Below are 14,458 nucleotides of genomic sequence, written 5' to 3' on the forward strand. Positions count from 1 at the left end.
GGAAAGCCCCCTTAGTCCCGGCGCGGCCGTTCGTGGCGGGCGCTCAGTTCCTCCAGAATCTCATCGAGCGGAAGCTTGCGCTCCTGGAGCAGCACCAGCAGGTGATAGATCAGGTCGCTGACCTCAAGGCGCAGCTCGGCGTTGTCTTTATTTTTGGCGGCGATAATCGTTTCCGAAGCCTCTTCCCCTACTTTTTTCAGAATCTTGTCGACACCTTTGTCAAACAGATAGGTCGTATAAGCACCCTCCGGACGTTCGGCTTCCCGCTCGGCAATGACCCGCTCCAGTTCACCCAGTACAGCAAAACGCCCGCTCCCTGCAAGGTTTGCAGAAGGCTCTGTCTCAGCTGCCTTAGCGACTGGTGCCGTTGCTGCTGCCGAAGCATTCAGTGGAATCTCACGGAAGAAGCAGGAGGTTTCACCGGTGTGACAGGCGGGCCCCTCCGGTATAACCTTTACGAGCAGCGTATCGCTGTCGCAATCATAATGGATCGAGGTAATGGCCTGGGTATTGCCCGAGGTTCCCCCTTTATGCCACAATTCACTGCGTGAACGGCTCCAGAACCAGGTCTGGCCGCTCTCCAGCGAGAGCCGCAGCGACTCCGGATTCATATAGGCAAACATCAATACTTCCAAAGTGCCGGCATCCTGCACCACAGCAGGGAGCAGACCGGATTCATTCCAGCGGATGCCCTCGATCGCTTCTTGTTGGTTCAGGGTTCTATTCTCTTGTTCTTGGCTCATCGGATCTCTACCCCTTTTTGCTTCAGTTCTGTCTTCAAATCATGAATCGCGATCTCTTTATAGTGAAAAATGGTCGCCGCAAGTCCCGCATCGGCTTTGCCTTCGGTAAATACATCATAAAAGTGCTCAATCTTGCCCGCACCGCCTGAGGCAATTACGGGGATGCTGAGCAGATCGCAGACCGCTGCGGTCAGCTTCAAATCAAAGCCGTCCTTGGTCCCGTCCGCATCCATACTCGTGAGCAGTATTTCACCGGCGCCCAGCTTCTCGGCCTCCTTGGCCCAGGCCAGCGCACGGATGCCGGTAGGCTTGCGCCCGCCATGCGTGTACACTTCCCATTCGCCCCAAGCCTCATTATATTTGGCATCCATCGCCACCACAATACACTGGGAGCCAAAGCGGCGGGCCCCTTCCAGAATAAGCTGCGGATTGTTGACCGCTGCCGTGTTGATGCCGATTTTATCAGCGCCCGCGCGCAGGATCCGCTTCATATCGTCGGGAGTGGAAATCCCCCCGCCAACAGTGAAGGGAATGGCAATCTCGCCAGCCGTCTGCCGGACCACTTCAACCATGGTCGCCCGTCCTTCCACCGAGGCGGAAATGTCCAGGAACACCAGTTCATCCGCACCTTCACGGTCATACAGCGCCGCCAGCTCCACCGGGTCTCCGGCATCGCGCAGATTGACAAAATTAACGCCTTTGACTACCCGCCCGTCTTTCACATCCAGACAGGGGATGATACGTTTGGCTAACATTATGAAGTCCCTCCTTCAAAGGGTTCTGAGGGCATCCGCCTCGAATTCTCTTCGATCAAATTTTTCGCCCTATATTACAGCTGTCCGGCTGGACGTCCCAGCGCCTGCAGCGCCTCGGGAAGCTTGATGTTACCGGTGTACAGCGCTTTGCCTACAATCGCTCCACCGATTCCGCTGCCGCTATGTACGCTCAGGCGCAGCAGATCGTCAAGGCTCGTAACTCCGCCGGAGGCGATGACGGTTTTGCCGCTGGCAGCAGCCATGGCCACGATTCCCTCGATATTCGGGCCCTGCATCATCCCGTCACGGGAGATATCCGTGTAGATAAACGTCTCTGCGCCTTTGGCTGCCAGCTCCTTAGCCAGATCCTCAGCGCGCACCTCGGAGGTGTTCAGCCAGCCATGGGTAGCTACGTAGCCATTCCGGGCATCAATACCGATAGCTACCTTATCGCCGTATTTGGCCAGCACAGCCTCCGTAAAGGCATGGTCATTGATGGCCGCCGTCCCGATAATGACGCGGCTGACTCCAAGACCGAGCAGCTTCTCCACATCAGCAAGACTACGGAGTCCGCCGCCCACCTGGACGGGCACACCTGCGTTTTTGGCAATGGCACCGATGATGGTATCATTAACCGGATGCCCGGCCTTCGCGCCGTCCAGATCCACGAGATGAATGAACTGGCCTCCCTGCTCTTCCCATGATTTAGCGACCTGCACCGGACTGTCATTATAGATCGTTTCCTGAGCGTAATCACCCTGCTGCAGTCTTACACACTTTCCATCCCGGATATCAATCGCCGGATACACGATAAATGAAGACATGTGGCGCTCCCCGCTTTCATTACAATATATTTATAGCGGACTTACGCCCGCTCTCCCTTAAGCTTTAGAAAATTCCCCAGCAGCTTCATGCCAAGCTCTCCGCTCTTTTCCGGATGGAACTGCATGCCGAAGACATGGTCCCGCCCGACCACCGCCGTGACCGGATGCCCGTAATCGGTTACGGCAAGCAAATCGTTCTCCTGTCCAACCACTGCATGATAGGAATGGACAAAATACACATGCCCCTCTTCCAGTCCCTCAAGCAGCGGGCTCTGCGGCTGCCGGAAGCTCAGCTTGTTCCAGCCCATATGCGGCACCTTATAGCCGTCACGGGGCGCGAACCGCACCACCGATCCCGGCAGGATGTCCAGCCCTTCGTGCTCGCCGTGTTCCACACTGCTGCTGAACAGCAGCTGCATGCCCAGACAAATGCCAAGCACCGGCTGTTCCCCGGCGGCGGCCTCCTTGACCACAAGATCGAGCCCGCTGCTCCGCAGCTGTTCCATCGCATCGCCAAAGGCACCGACGCCCGGCAGAATGACACTGCTTGCCGCAAGAATTTCCCCGGCATCGCCTGTCACAAGACTCTCGTAGCCGAGACGTTCCACCGCCTTGCTGACACTGTGCAAATTGCCCATGCCGTAATCGACGATAGCAACGGTCATGCTACAGCACTCCTTTCGTGGATGGCACACCCTTCACACGCGGATCAATCTGCGTTGCTTCGTCCAGCGCCCGTCCCAGCGCTTTGAATATCGCCTCAATCATATGATGAGTATTGGAGCCGTAGTGTACTATCACGTGCAGTGTAATCCGGGCCTCCAGCGCGAATTTCCAGAGGAACTCATGAACCAGCTCCGTAGAGAAGCTGCCTACCTGTAGCGACGGATAAGCCGCCCGGTATTCAAAATGCGGCCGGTTGCTGATGTCGATGACCACCTGGGCCAGCGCTTCATCCATGGGAATGAACACACTCGCATAACGCTTGATGCCTTTTTTGTCACCCAGTGCCTCGCGGAGCGCCTGTCCCAGACAGATGCCGATATCCTCCACCGTGTGGTGGTCGTCAATATCAATATCCCCCCGGCCCTCCAGAGAAAGGTCAAATTGGCCATGCTTCGCGAATAAATCGAGCATATGGTTCAGAAAAGGCACATCGGTCTCCAGCTCGGCAATGCCGCTTCCATCCACAGCCAGGGACAGCGTGATATCCGTTTCGTTTGTTTTACGGCTAAGACCTGCTTTGCGTACAGCCTGTTCGTTATTGTTATTCTCCATGTTCTTCTCCGCCCTTCGCTTCATTCTCCAGCCTGATCTCTATCGCCCGTGCATGACCTTCCAGCCCTTCGCGTCTGGCCAACTCGATGATGGTTGCTCCATCACGCAGCAGCGCTTCCTTGCTGTAATAAATCAGGCTTGATTTCTTGATGAAATCATCCACATCAACCGGCGAAGAGAACCGCGCGGTGCCATTGGTCGGTATAATATGATTCGGTCCGGCGAAATAATCGCCGACCGGTTCCGAGCTGTACGGTCCCAGGAAAATCGCTCCGGCATTCTCGATGCTGCCGAGCAGGCCCATGGGATCTTCGACGACAATCTCCAGATGCTCCGGCGCCAGCCGGTTCACTACGGAGATGCCTTCCTTCATCGAGTCTACGACGATGATTGCGCCGTAGCTCTCCACTGAGGCGCGGGCGATGGCCTCGCGCGGCAGCTCCTGAAGCTGCCGCTCCACCTCGGCTGCCACGGCCTCGCCGAGGCTCTGCGACGGCGTCACGAGGATGGCCGAGGCCATCTCGTCATGCTCGGCCTGTGAGAGCAGATCAGCCGCGATGTAGGCCGGCTCTGCGGTTTCGTCGGCGAGCACGACGATTTCACTGGGCCCGGCGATGCTGTCGATATCGACAGCGCCGTAGACCTCGCGCTTGGCCAGGGCAACGTAGATGTTGCCGGGGCCGCAGATTTTATCGACCGGCGCGATAGATTCCGTGCCGAAGGCGAGTGCAGCGATCGCCTGCGCGCCGCCCACGCGGTAGACCTCGCTCACACCGGCTTCCGCCGCAGCAACGAGGATGTAAGGATCGATGCCGTCCTTGCCGCCGGTCGACGGCGGTGTGACCATCACGATCTCCGGCACTCCGGCAATCTGGGCCGGAATCACGTTCATCAGCACCGAGGACGGATACGCCGCCTTGCCGCCGGGAACATAAACGCCCACCCGCTTCAGCGGGCGGATTATCTGGCCGAGGATCGTACCGTCCGGCTGCAGATCCATCCAGGAACTGCGTTTCTGACGGGCGTGAAACGCCCGGATATTGACCGCAGCCGCACGAATCGCGGTTACGAACGATTCCTCAACCCGGCTATAGGCCGCCTGGAGCTCTTCTGCGGTTACCCGCAGCTGCGCCGGTGTCAGCGCCGCCCCGTCAAACTGCTCCGTATAGCGGAGCAGCGCAGCGTCGCCCTCCTGTTTGATGTCGGCTACGATTTGCTTCACGGCCTTGTTCTGCTCCGGCGTTCCGTATTCCACTTCACGCTGCAGATTAAATTCCCTGCTCGATTGGACCTTCACCGCTCGTTCCCCCTTTGAACATCCATACTCATTTTATTTTAACTGAAGCCCCGGTTCTGCGATAACTGCCTGCAGACGGTCGCATAGCTGCTGGATCTGCTCATTCTTCATCCGGTAGCTTACACGGTTCGCAACCAGCCGGCTTGTGATTTCGAAGATACTCTTCATTTCCACCAGTCCGTTATCCTTAAGGGTTTGCCCGGTCTCCACCATATCGACAATACGGTCGGCAAGGCCAATCAGCGGTGCAAGCTCAATCGAGCCGTTCAGCTTAACGACCTCCACCTGCTGGCCCTGCTCACGGAAATACCGCGAAGCTACATTCGGGTATTTCGTCGCTACCCGCTGCTGAATCCCTGGCTGCCAGTTCGGCAGGCCGATAATGGACATCCGGCAGCGTGCGATGCCCAGATCAAGCAGCTCATACACGTCGCGTTCTTCCTCCAGCAGCACATCCTTGCCCACGATGCCAATATCCGCCACACCATATTCAACATAGGTAGGCACATCAACCGGCTTGGCCAGAATAAACTCCATGCCCGCCTCAGGCAGTGAGATCACCAGCTTGCGCGACTCTTCGCCATCCGGCGGAATCGGCAGCCCCGCTTGGCGGAACAACTCTGCCGCTTTATTGTATATTCGGCCTTTCGGCATAGCTACCTTCAGTATCTGCGCCATCATCATTAGCCTCCGTTTCCATTTCCCTCTGCAATTTGTTCATTTCTGTTCTCTCACGCTTAGCCGTGTTCGCTGACAAAAGACACAAATGTATAGATTTCACCATACTGCTCGCCGTCGGCTTCCACCGTCTCTGTGTCAAGCCGCTTCACCGTCTTCAGCTCTTCCGGCCCCGCTGCCAGCTTGGTTACAACAATCCGGCCTTGTGAGCGCAGCCGCGCGGCTTCTTCCAGCCCTTCGGTCCGCCGCAGCGCATCGTACTGGATCAATACCGGCAGCTCTACCTCTTCCGGCATGCCGGATACTCCGTCCAGAATCCGGTTCGTTTTGAGTGAGAACCCGGTCGAAGGAATCGGGCGCCCAAACTGCTGAAGCAGATTATCATACCGCCCGCCGCTGCATACCGGGAACCCAAGCTCGGAGGCATATCCCTCAAAGGTCATCCCTGTATAATAAGAGAAATCTCCGATCATCGTCAGATCAATCAGCACATGCTGCGAAACCCCGTAAGAGACCAGCACCTCCCACACCTTGCACAGATGCTCAATAGAGGTCCGGGCCAGCGGATGGCTGCTGAGCTCCAGGGCCTGCCCGCAGATTTCCTTACCGCCGCGCAGCCGCAGCAGCCCGTCCAGCTCCCGCTTCTGGGCCTCCGTCAGGTCCAGCCGCCGGAGGGTTTCCCGGAAAGCAACATAATCGCGGTTCAGCAGATGGCTTTTCAGCTCCTCCTGGGCTTCCGGCAGTCCGGCGACCGCCTCTTGGAAGAGTCCGTCCAGGAATCCGACATGTCCCATCGCGATTTTGAAAGACTTGACGCCCGCTGCCTGCAGCGACGAAATGGCCAGCGCCACGACCTCGGCATCCGCCTCAGGCGAATCATCACCTACAAGCTCCACACCAGTCTGGAAAAACTCCGCTTCCCGGCCGGCTTCCTCTTCGATTGCCCGAAATACATTGGCATGATAAGAAAGGCGGAGCGGAAGTGGCTCATCCTTCAATAACGATGAAACCACACGCGCAACCGGCGCAGTCATTTCGGAACGCAGCACCAGGGCCTGACCACGGTTGTTAAGCAATTTATAAAGCTTCTGGTCTGATGTGGAACTAGCCACGCCGACCGTATCGTAATATTCAAGTGTGGGTGTAATCATCTGCTGGTATCCCCAGCGGCTCATGCAGTGGAGCACGTCGTTCTCAATCTTGCGCAGCTTCGTTACTGCACGCGGGAGATAGTCGCGCACACCAGCCGGCTTCTCGAATCCCTTAGGTTTGGACATCTTCATTAGTCACCTCATCAGATATCATGCAAGTTATATATCGTTCACTTTACTATGGTAAAGTGGTAGCAAAGTAAAGCATTTGCAACATCGTATCATGATCCATCCTTTTGCGTCAATAAAACCTTACACCATAGACATAATATCTTAACCACCAGCCTGAGGTTTACCTGAATTTTGCCTCAGCGTTTACCGGATAATATAATAACCTTATATATGTGTACTTTATTCCCTGCTTCCAGTGTTCCAAGTATCTATTTTTCAATAGAAAGAAGGACTAACCGTTGAATACATCCTATATGATCGGCGTTGATATTGGAACCACCAGCACTAAGGCAGTCCTCTTCGAAGAAAATGGCCGAATCGCGGCACAGTCCAATCAGGGTTACCCGCTGCACCAGCCCTCCCCATCTGTGGCTGAGCAGGATCCGGAACAAATTATGAATGCAGTAACCCAAACCATTGCGGCGGTGATGCGGGACAGTGCTGTCCCCGCTGAAGCGGTGCTGTTTGTTTCTTTCAGTTCAGCCATGCATAGTGTCATTGCCGTAGACAATACAGGCAAGGCCCTTACCGCCTGCATCACATGGGCGGATAACCGCAGCGCTGCTTGTGCTGCCCGCCTTAAGAACGAACTCGGGGGACATGAATTATATTTGCGTACAGGAACCCCTATTCATCCGATGTCTCCGATCACCAAGCTGATGTGGCTTGGCGAAGAGCAGCCGGAGCTTTTTCGCCAGGCTTATAAATTCATTTCCATTAAAGAATACATCTTCGCCAAACTGTTCGGAGAATATGTGATCGACCATTCCATCGCTTCCTCTACAGGCATGTTCAACCTGGAGAAGCTGGATTGGGATGAAGAGGCGCTGAGCATTGCCGGCATTACCAGGGAGCGCCTTTCGAACCCTGTCCCTACCACCCATATCATGCAGGGGCTGCTCCCGGGACTTGCAGCAGAACTCGGCCTGCTCTCCTCTACTCCATTTATTGTCGGCGCCAGCGACGGGGTCCTCTCCAATCTTGGGGTAGGTGCCATACAGCCTGGCGTTATCGCTGCCACGATCGGAACCAGTGGAGCGATCCGCACCGTAGTGGATCGTCCGCTTACCGATCCCAAAGGACGAATCTTCTGCTATGCCCTGACAGAGAAACACTGGGTCATCGGCGGTCCGGTGAATAACGGCGGCATGCTGTTCCGCTGGGTACGTGATGAATTTGCCGCCTCCGAGGTGGAGACTGCCAAACGCCTCGGCATTGATCCCTATGAAGTGCTGACACGCATTGCCGAACAGGTGCCTCCCGGCAGCGGCGGATTGCTCTTTCATCCCTACCTGACTGGAGAACGCGCACCGCTATGGAATCCGGATGCCAGGGGCTCCTTCTTTGGCCTGACGATGAATCATCACAAGGAGCATATGATCCGTTCAGTGCTGGAAGGGGTCATTTTCAATATGTACACCGTGCTGCTGGCCATGGAGGAGCGCATTGGCCGCCCGAGCAAGATTCTCGCCACCGGCGGCTTCGCCCGCTCTGCCCTGTGGCGGCAGATGATGGCCGATATTTTCGATCAGGAGGTTGTCGTTCCGGAAAGCTTCGAGAGTTCCTGCCTTGGCGCAGTTGTGCTTGGTCTTTATGCTATCCGGCGCATCGACTCCCTTGATCACGTATTCGGAATGATCGGCTCCACCCATCAGCATCAGCCGATCCATGAGCATGCCAATGTGTACAAGCAGTTGCTGCCTATCTATATTTCCGTCTTCCGGAGTCTGGAAAGTCAATATGAGGCCATCGCCGGGTTTCAGCGTGAACAGTCGGGGGAATAAAGGAGCACTGGCTGATGATACCGGCAAGATGATATACATTCGGCACTCCCATATCTTTGAATACATCTCCCTGGTATCGGCTCGCCGTATGGCACTTGACAAAAAAACTAAAATATGGAATATTTGCCGCACATCGTTTTTTGTCAATTTTCAGGATTATTTCTTATTATTTGCCGTGTAAGGACTTACCCGCTAGACGTTTTTTTAGTATATTGAAACTTAGGGCCATAAACCAGCTATTTGAAGTCGAAAATTATGAAGAGGTGTTTGAAGAAGTGCTGTTTAACTCTTACGAATTTATATTTATTTTCATGCCGGTTACTGTGATAGTTTATTTTCTATTAAATCGCTTTCGTTTGCTCTACGCCAGCAAGCTTTGGCTAGCGCTTAGTTCCCTGTTCTTCTACTGCTGGTGGGATGTACGCTACCTTCCGCTGCTGCTGGGTTCCATCGCCTTCAACTATTTTATGGGCAGAACCATCTCCCATATGCAGAATGCCACGGAACGAAAGCGCAAACTAGCTTTGGCTTTCGCCATCATCATGAATCTGCTGCTGCTTATCTATTATAAATATGCCGATTTCTTCATCGGCAATGTCAACGCTCTGTTCGATACAGATGTTCCATTGCTCAAGATCGTGCTTCCGCTCGGAATCAGCTTTTTCACCTTTACACAGATCGCTTACCTGGTCGACGCTTATCGCGGTAAGGCAAAAGAATATAATGTGATCAGCTATGTATTGTTTGTAACCTTTTATCCGCATCTGATTGCAGGTCCGATTCTCCATCATAAGGAGATGATGCCGCAGTTCGACCGTTTGCGGGGCAAACGTTTTGATTACAGCAACGTGGCCAAAGGCCTTTTTCTGCTGAGCATTGGGTTATTTAAGAAAGTCGTTATCGCCGATTCATTTGCACCCGTAGCCAGCAATGGATTTGATGTGTTGTCCCAGTTGAATTTTATTCAAGCCTGGACAACCTCACTTTCCTACACCCTTCAGCTCTATTATGATTTCAGCGGGTATTCGGACATGGCGATTGGTGTTGCCCTGCTGTTTAATATCATTTTGCCCATCAACTTTAATTCACCATACAAATCCTTGAACATTCAGGATTTCTGGCGCCGCTGGCATATGACCTTAAGCCGCTTCCTGCGGGAGTATATCTATTTCCCTCTGGGCGGCAGCCGTAAAGGAACTACCCGCACCCATATCAACTCCATGCTGACCATGCTCATCGGCGGTCTCTGGCACGGGGCGGGCTGGACCTTTGTCTTCTGGGGATTCATGCATGGATTTGCCCAGTTCATCCACCGGATTTGGCAAAAAGCCAACATCAAACTGCCGAAATGGGTAGCTTGGTTTATCACTTTCCAATTTATTAATCTGACCTGGGTTTTCTTCCGGGCAACCAGTTGGGACAATGCCATCAAGGTGTTGAAAGGAATGGTCGGCCTTAACGGAATCGGCATCGCTTCATTGGACAAGACGATTGTATTGGGACTGGCTGTCTTCATGATTGTTGCTGTGCTATGCCGCAACTCTATGCAGATGCTGGAAGGATTCAAGCCGGGCTGGAAAACTGCCGTTTTTGCCGCAGCTTTGTTCTGTATTGCTGTCGTCTATTTCAACAAAGTCAGCGAGTTTCTCTATTTCAGCTTCTGATCCGGCCATTTCAACTGATAAAGGAGATTTATTGAATTGAGGCATAAAAAAACGAAATACAAAAAATTCATATTTCAATTTATAACTATGGTTGTCGTGTTCGCTGTTCTGATCGGTGCCTTTAGTTATGTGGTCGATCCCTTGCAGTTCTACCGCAAGGCCAGCTTCTATACTCCTAAACTCTCCTGGCAGGAACGATACCAGAATCCCGGGCTAGCCCGTAACTACAAATATGATACCATCGTTCTCGGCAGCTCCATGACGGAGAATTTTCTCCCCTCTGATGTAGGCGAGAAGTTGAAGGGCGACGTTCTTAAATTGTCCATTGAAGGCTCGACCATCGGAGAGCAGTATCAGACTGCAAAGGTAGCCTTCAAAACAGGCCAGGTCAAACAAGTATTATGGGGAATTGATTATTTCGCCTTCCGCAATAACAATGCAACCGGGAATGAAGAATTCCCCGCATATCTGTACGACAGCAATCCGCTTAACGATTACAAATATGTCTTCAATGAATCTAATATTAAGTCGGCGCTTACAGCTTTGAGTAAGTCAGAGGGACGGGCGAACCTGCAGTTGTCTTCGCTTGAACGCCTGTACAACTGGGACAAAGCGGTTACCTACGGACGCGATTTAGTCATTAAGAACTGGAAGTCGGCACGAAACAATGAGGTCGCTTATGGCAACAACGAGGACCCGCTGGAATCGGTTAAGCAAACCTTTAATGAGAATGTGCTCAGCATAGTCGAGGCCCATCCGGAAACGAAGTTTTATTTCTACTATCCGCCGTATTCGATTCTGCGGCAGCAGGTTTGGTATATGACCAACCCGGAACGTTACGGCAACCAGCTGGAAATGAAACGTTATATGTTTGATAAGCTTAATTCCTATTCCAATGTTAGTATTTATGAATTCCAGACAGACAGCGACATCACCTATGACCTTGATCTTTACAAGGATCTGTCCCATCACTCCGGCGCTGTTAATTCTATAATTGTGGATGGAATCTCTAAAGGGACCCATCTGGTCACAGCAGATAACCTGGAAGAGGGGATCCAACTGCTGAAGCGGCAGGCCGAGAATGTAGTCGTCAATACAGAGGAGGGCACAGTCTATTCCATAGATCTCTCTCTGAACGGCGAGCCGCAGAGCTTCGGTTTCCTTCCGCCAACGACAGGAGACGTTATTATGGCTCCTCTCAAGCTCTATGCGCAGATGCTGGGGATCGCCTTCGATTATGATATCGATAAGAAATTGATTACTCTCGCCAAAGGAGACAGCGTTGCGGAACTGACTGTAGGTTCGGACGAAGCCCTGCTCGATGGACAAACCGTCAAGCTGGCTGCCCCCGTTGAGAACAAGATCGGGATCATGGCCGCTCCACTGGAGTCCATTCCAGCCTTGTTCGGAGGTTCAGTCACTTTGGGTCAGGAGAAAGACAAGCTGCTTGAAGTTGATATCACATTTGGGAAATAAGGCATACACCCGTAACTGCTCGATCTTAGTACCTTATAACCGGGAACATCAAGCCATTGGCATTCTTCATGCCGATGGCTTTTTGCTGTTTCAACACTGGCTAAGCCTTTCCGTGGCTATTATCTAAAGTTAGCACTGCTTCCGGCTCCCGCTTAGGTTGAGGTGCAAGCGAGCGGGGAACACTTCCGAATGCGATCCAAGACCACCGGATTTGGCGGAACGAGATCTGAACTACCACCCAGCTTACCCCCAGAGCCACTATAAGCCCTCCATGTACGAATAATACATAGGCCAAGGAGTCCAATGGAATGTTATACCGGAACCGGCGGTACAGCACCAGAATGAGCGGATGGAGCAGATACACAGCAAAGGAGATTTCCCCAAGCCTAGTCATAAAGGCATTAACCCCGCAGGAAGCTGTGCGATATATCAGGAAGGTGGCATGAAGCAGTACAAGCGCCGAAAGCATGGAGTGAGCATTCCAGAGCAGCTCGTACCACAGCGAGTTGACCCAATGGCCAAAATGCCGGCCTTGATACCATAGATGAATCTGAATGAAGGCCGCAGCGAGCCAACTGCCCCAGAGCACTAGGGTCTCTCCTGTTTGTTTGTTGGACCACTCTTTGAAGGGCCGTTCCAGCCAAGGCTTGATTTTGTCAAAATGAATCGCTAGATAAGCCCCCATCATGTAATAAGCCATATACGTTGGAGCATAGCTGGCCTTATCCACAAGTTGCAGCTGATATTTATTCAGGAATACAAAAGCCCACTGGATGATGAGACCGATCGGTATAGCCCAGGTGACCATTGTTTTTGATTTCTGCATCAGTTGCAGGATCAGCGGAAAGACCAAATAGAACTGAATGCTGATAAATACGAAGTATAAATGAGTGTAGGCAGAGCCTGTAATGAGGGCGTACATAAAGGAGGATAGATTCGTTAACGGATCATCAAGCAATTGACCGTTTATGTAGAGAACCATTAGATGATATCCGATGGAGGCCAGCAGATAAGGCAAAAGGATATACGTTAGTCTCCGGCGATAAAAGTTAAGCATCAGCCCGCGGGTAACCGGACGGCCGTAGTAATTATAGAACAGTACAAAACTGCTAAGAAAAATAAAACAGGGAGTCCCGAATCTAAAAAAAATATTGACCCCGTTGATCCAAACATAATAAGGCGATTGAAGTGCCTGCTCTCCTGCTGCGAACGATGTGGCATGTACATGCAGTACACCAAGTATGGCCAAAGCCCGGAAAATATCCAACTGGGGCAGTCTTTCCTTTTTGATGGAATTCACTTTAAATCTCTCATCTCCTTCAAATTAACTATGCAAAGAGAGACGGTGCCTGCAAACTTTAGCTGTTGCTGCTCCTCTATAACGAAAAAAACCGCCTTACGTAACTATACCCAAAAGACATCATAATGCATCCTGGACAAGTAAAATACGTAAGCGGTTTGTTTCTAACTATAGGTCTTCTGTACGGTCTAACCGGTCTGACGAGTCCCACGGGCGCAGCTCCCGCAGCGGATTGCCTCCGACAAACGATCCGGCCGCCACATGCTTGTGCACAACCGAACCGGCCGCCACAACCGCGCCATCTCCGATCGTTACACCGGGAAGAATGGTTGTATTGGCGCCAATCAGAACATTTTCACCAATAATGACTTCACCGAGCCGATACTCTTTAATCAGGTACTCATGAGCCAAAATGGTGGTGTTATAGCCGATGATGGAGTTTTCGCCGACTGTAATTTTCTCCGGAAAAAATACATCCACCATTGCCATCAGTCCAAATGCCGTATGTTTACCCACCTTCATACCAAGGATCCGGCGATAAATCCAGTTCTTGAGCGGAAGAATGGGGCAATACCGGGCAATTTGGATAAAAATAAAATTACGGACGCCCTTCCATGGGCTAACTGTACGGTAAATGTACCAGAGTGAATTATGCCCCTCCACCGGATAGCGGGTTAGGTTTCTCACGATTCCTTCGTCCCTTGCCGGACTATCTCATATAAATCCGTCATGTCGTGGATAATATAATCCGGCTCATATTTACGCAGCGTCTCTTCCCCTTTAAGTGACCAGGCTACAGCTGCTACAGGCACACCGGCCGCTTTGGCCGATTGGATATCTACAATGCTGTCACCTACCATCAAGGTATGCTGCGGGTCAACATCTAAGTTGCGGATAGCTGTCAGCACCGGCTCCGGATGCGGTTTAGGCTGTGTCACATCAGTAACCGTTACTATAGTTTCCATATACTTCAGCAGATCGAACATCTCCAGTGCCTTGAGCGTAGTCGGACGAATCTTCGTCGTTACAATTCCCATTCTAATCCCGCGCCGCGACAGCTCTTCCATCGTTTCATTCACACGCGGAAAAGAACCAATCAGCTCATCGTGATGCGCGTAGTTGTAAGAACGGTAGGACTTCTCCAATACGCTGGTATCCTCAAGGCCGGAGAACGCGCTCAGCTGCTGATGAAGTGTTGTTCCCATATGGGGGATAATCTGCTCCCGGGTCAAAGACGGAAGATTGTTCTCCTTCAGCGCATGCATGAAAGAGCCAATAATCAGTTCATTGGTATTCACAATCGTTCCGTCCAGATCAAAAAGAATGCATTCTATCAT

Annotated in this window: 14 protein-coding genes; 3 read left to right on the plus strand and 11 right to left on the minus strand. The window is 52.3% G+C overall.

Translation table 11 applies throughout. The features are described 5' to 3' along the window. Nucleotides 1–11: 11 nt before the first annotated feature. From hisIE to NYE29_RS09265, 8 genes are all read right to left on the minus strand, one after another. Nucleotides 12–743 (minus strand): bifunctional phosphoribosyl-AMP cyclohydrolase/phosphoribosyl-ATP diphosphatase HisIE, encoded by a 732-nt coding sequence (gene hisIE / locus NYE29_RS09230; protein ID WP_340895584.1) that lies wholly within the window; start codon nt 741–743, stop codon nt 12–14. Continuing rightward, on the minus strand, nt 740–1,498 hold the full coding sequence (hisF, locus tag NYE29_RS09235) for an imidazole glycerol phosphate synthase subunit HisF (RefSeq protein ID WP_038584629.1): 759 nt from the start codon (nt 1,496–1,498) through the stop codon (nt 740–742). The genes hisIE and hisF overlap by 4 nt, the downstream gene beginning before the upstream one ends. 74 nt (nt 1,499–1,572) lie before the next feature. Then, nucleotides 1,573–2,322 carry a 1-(5-phosphoribosyl)-5-[(5-phosphoribosylamino)methylideneamino]imidazole-4-carboxamide isomerase gene (gene hisA, locus NYE29_RS09240; protein ID WP_076113250.1) on the minus strand — a complete coding sequence of 250 codons (750 nt, stop codon included), beginning with the start codon at nt 2,320–2,322 and terminating at the stop codon, nt 1,573–1,575. A gap of 41 nt (nt 2,323–2,363) precedes the next feature. Then, a complete protein-coding gene (hisH, locus tag NYE29_RS09245; protein WP_340895589.1) occupies nt 2,364–2,987 on the minus strand; it encodes an imidazole glycerol phosphate synthase subunit HisH in 624 nt (207 codons plus the stop codon). A gap of 1 nt (nt 2,988) precedes the next feature. Beyond that, entirely contained in the window at nt 2,989–3,600 is a 612-nt protein-coding gene (gene hisB / locus NYE29_RS09250; RefSeq protein ID WP_340895590.1) for an imidazoleglycerol-phosphate dehydratase HisB, read from the minus strand. Further along, nucleotides 3,590–4,897, minus strand: a complete 1,308-nt coding sequence (gene hisD, locus NYE29_RS09255) for a histidinol dehydrogenase (protein ID WP_340895591.1) — start codon at nt 4,895–4,897, stop codon at nt 3,590–3,592. Before hisD ends, hisB begins: the two co-directional genes overlap by 11 nt. 33 nt (nt 4,898–4,930) lie before the next feature. Next, the gene (gene hisG, locus NYE29_RS09260; RefSeq protein ID WP_038598309.1) at nt 4,931–5,575 is read right to left on the minus strand and encodes an ATP phosphoribosyltransferase; all 645 of its coding nucleotides are present in this window, start codon (nt 5,573–5,575) and stop codon (nt 4,931–4,933) included. Between the two features lie 59 nt (nt 5,576–5,634). Next, entirely contained in the window at nt 5,635–6,852 is a 1,218-nt protein-coding gene (locus NYE29_RS09265) for an ATP phosphoribosyltransferase regulatory subunit (protein WP_340895594.1), read from the minus strand. 299 nt (nt 6,853–7,151) lie between these two features. On the opposite strand from NYE29_RS09265, the gene gntK reads away from it, so the two are divergent. The 3 genes from gntK to NYE29_RS09280 all read left to right on the plus strand — a co-directional run bounded on the left by gntK (nt 7,152) and on the right by NYE29_RS09280 (nt 11,821). Beyond that, a complete protein-coding gene (gntK, locus tag NYE29_RS09270) occupies nt 7,152–8,681 on the plus strand; it encodes a gluconokinase (RefSeq protein ID WP_445322202.1) in 1,530 nt (509 codons plus the stop codon). Nucleotides 8,682–8,956: 275 nt separating this feature from the next. After that, nucleotides 8,957–10,345 (plus strand): MBOAT family O-acyltransferase, encoded by a 1,389-nt coding sequence (locus tag NYE29_RS09275; protein ID WP_076113255.1) that lies wholly within the window; start codon nt 8,957–8,959, stop codon nt 10,343–10,345. Between the two features lie 36 nt (nt 10,346–10,381). Then, the gene (locus NYE29_RS09280) at nt 10,382–11,821 is read left to right on the plus strand and encodes a copper amine oxidase N-terminal domain-containing protein (protein WP_340895598.1); all 1,440 of its coding nucleotides are present in this window, start codon (nt 10,382–10,384) and stop codon (nt 11,819–11,821) included. Nucleotides 11,822–11,921: 100 nt separating this feature from the next. Here NYE29_RS09280 and NYE29_RS09285 read toward each other — a convergent pair whose 3' ends face one another. The 3 genes from NYE29_RS09285 to ppaX form a co-directional block, all read right to left on the minus strand. After that, nucleotides 11,922–13,121 carry an acyltransferase gene (locus NYE29_RS09285; RefSeq protein WP_340895599.1) on the minus strand — a complete coding sequence of 400 codons (1,200 nt, stop codon included), beginning with the start codon at nt 13,119–13,121 and terminating at the stop codon, nt 11,922–11,924. Nucleotides 13,122–13,289: 168 nt separating this feature from the next. Beyond that, nucleotides 13,290–13,808 (minus strand): acyltransferase, encoded by a 519-nt coding sequence (locus NYE29_RS09290; RefSeq protein WP_340895601.1) that lies wholly within the window; start codon nt 13,806–13,808, stop codon nt 13,290–13,292. After that, the gene (gene ppaX / locus NYE29_RS09295; RefSeq protein WP_340895604.1) at nt 13,805–14,458 is read right to left on the minus strand and encodes a pyrophosphatase PpaX; all 654 of its coding nucleotides are present in this window, start codon (nt 14,456–14,458) and stop codon (nt 13,805–13,807) included. Before ppaX ends, NYE29_RS09290 begins: the two co-directional genes overlap by 4 nt.

Source organism: Paenibacillus sp. FSL M7-1046, from assembly GCF_038007405.1.
Taxonomy (GTDB): Bacteria; Bacillota; Bacilli; order Paenibacillales; family Paenibacillaceae; genus Paenibacillus_AQ.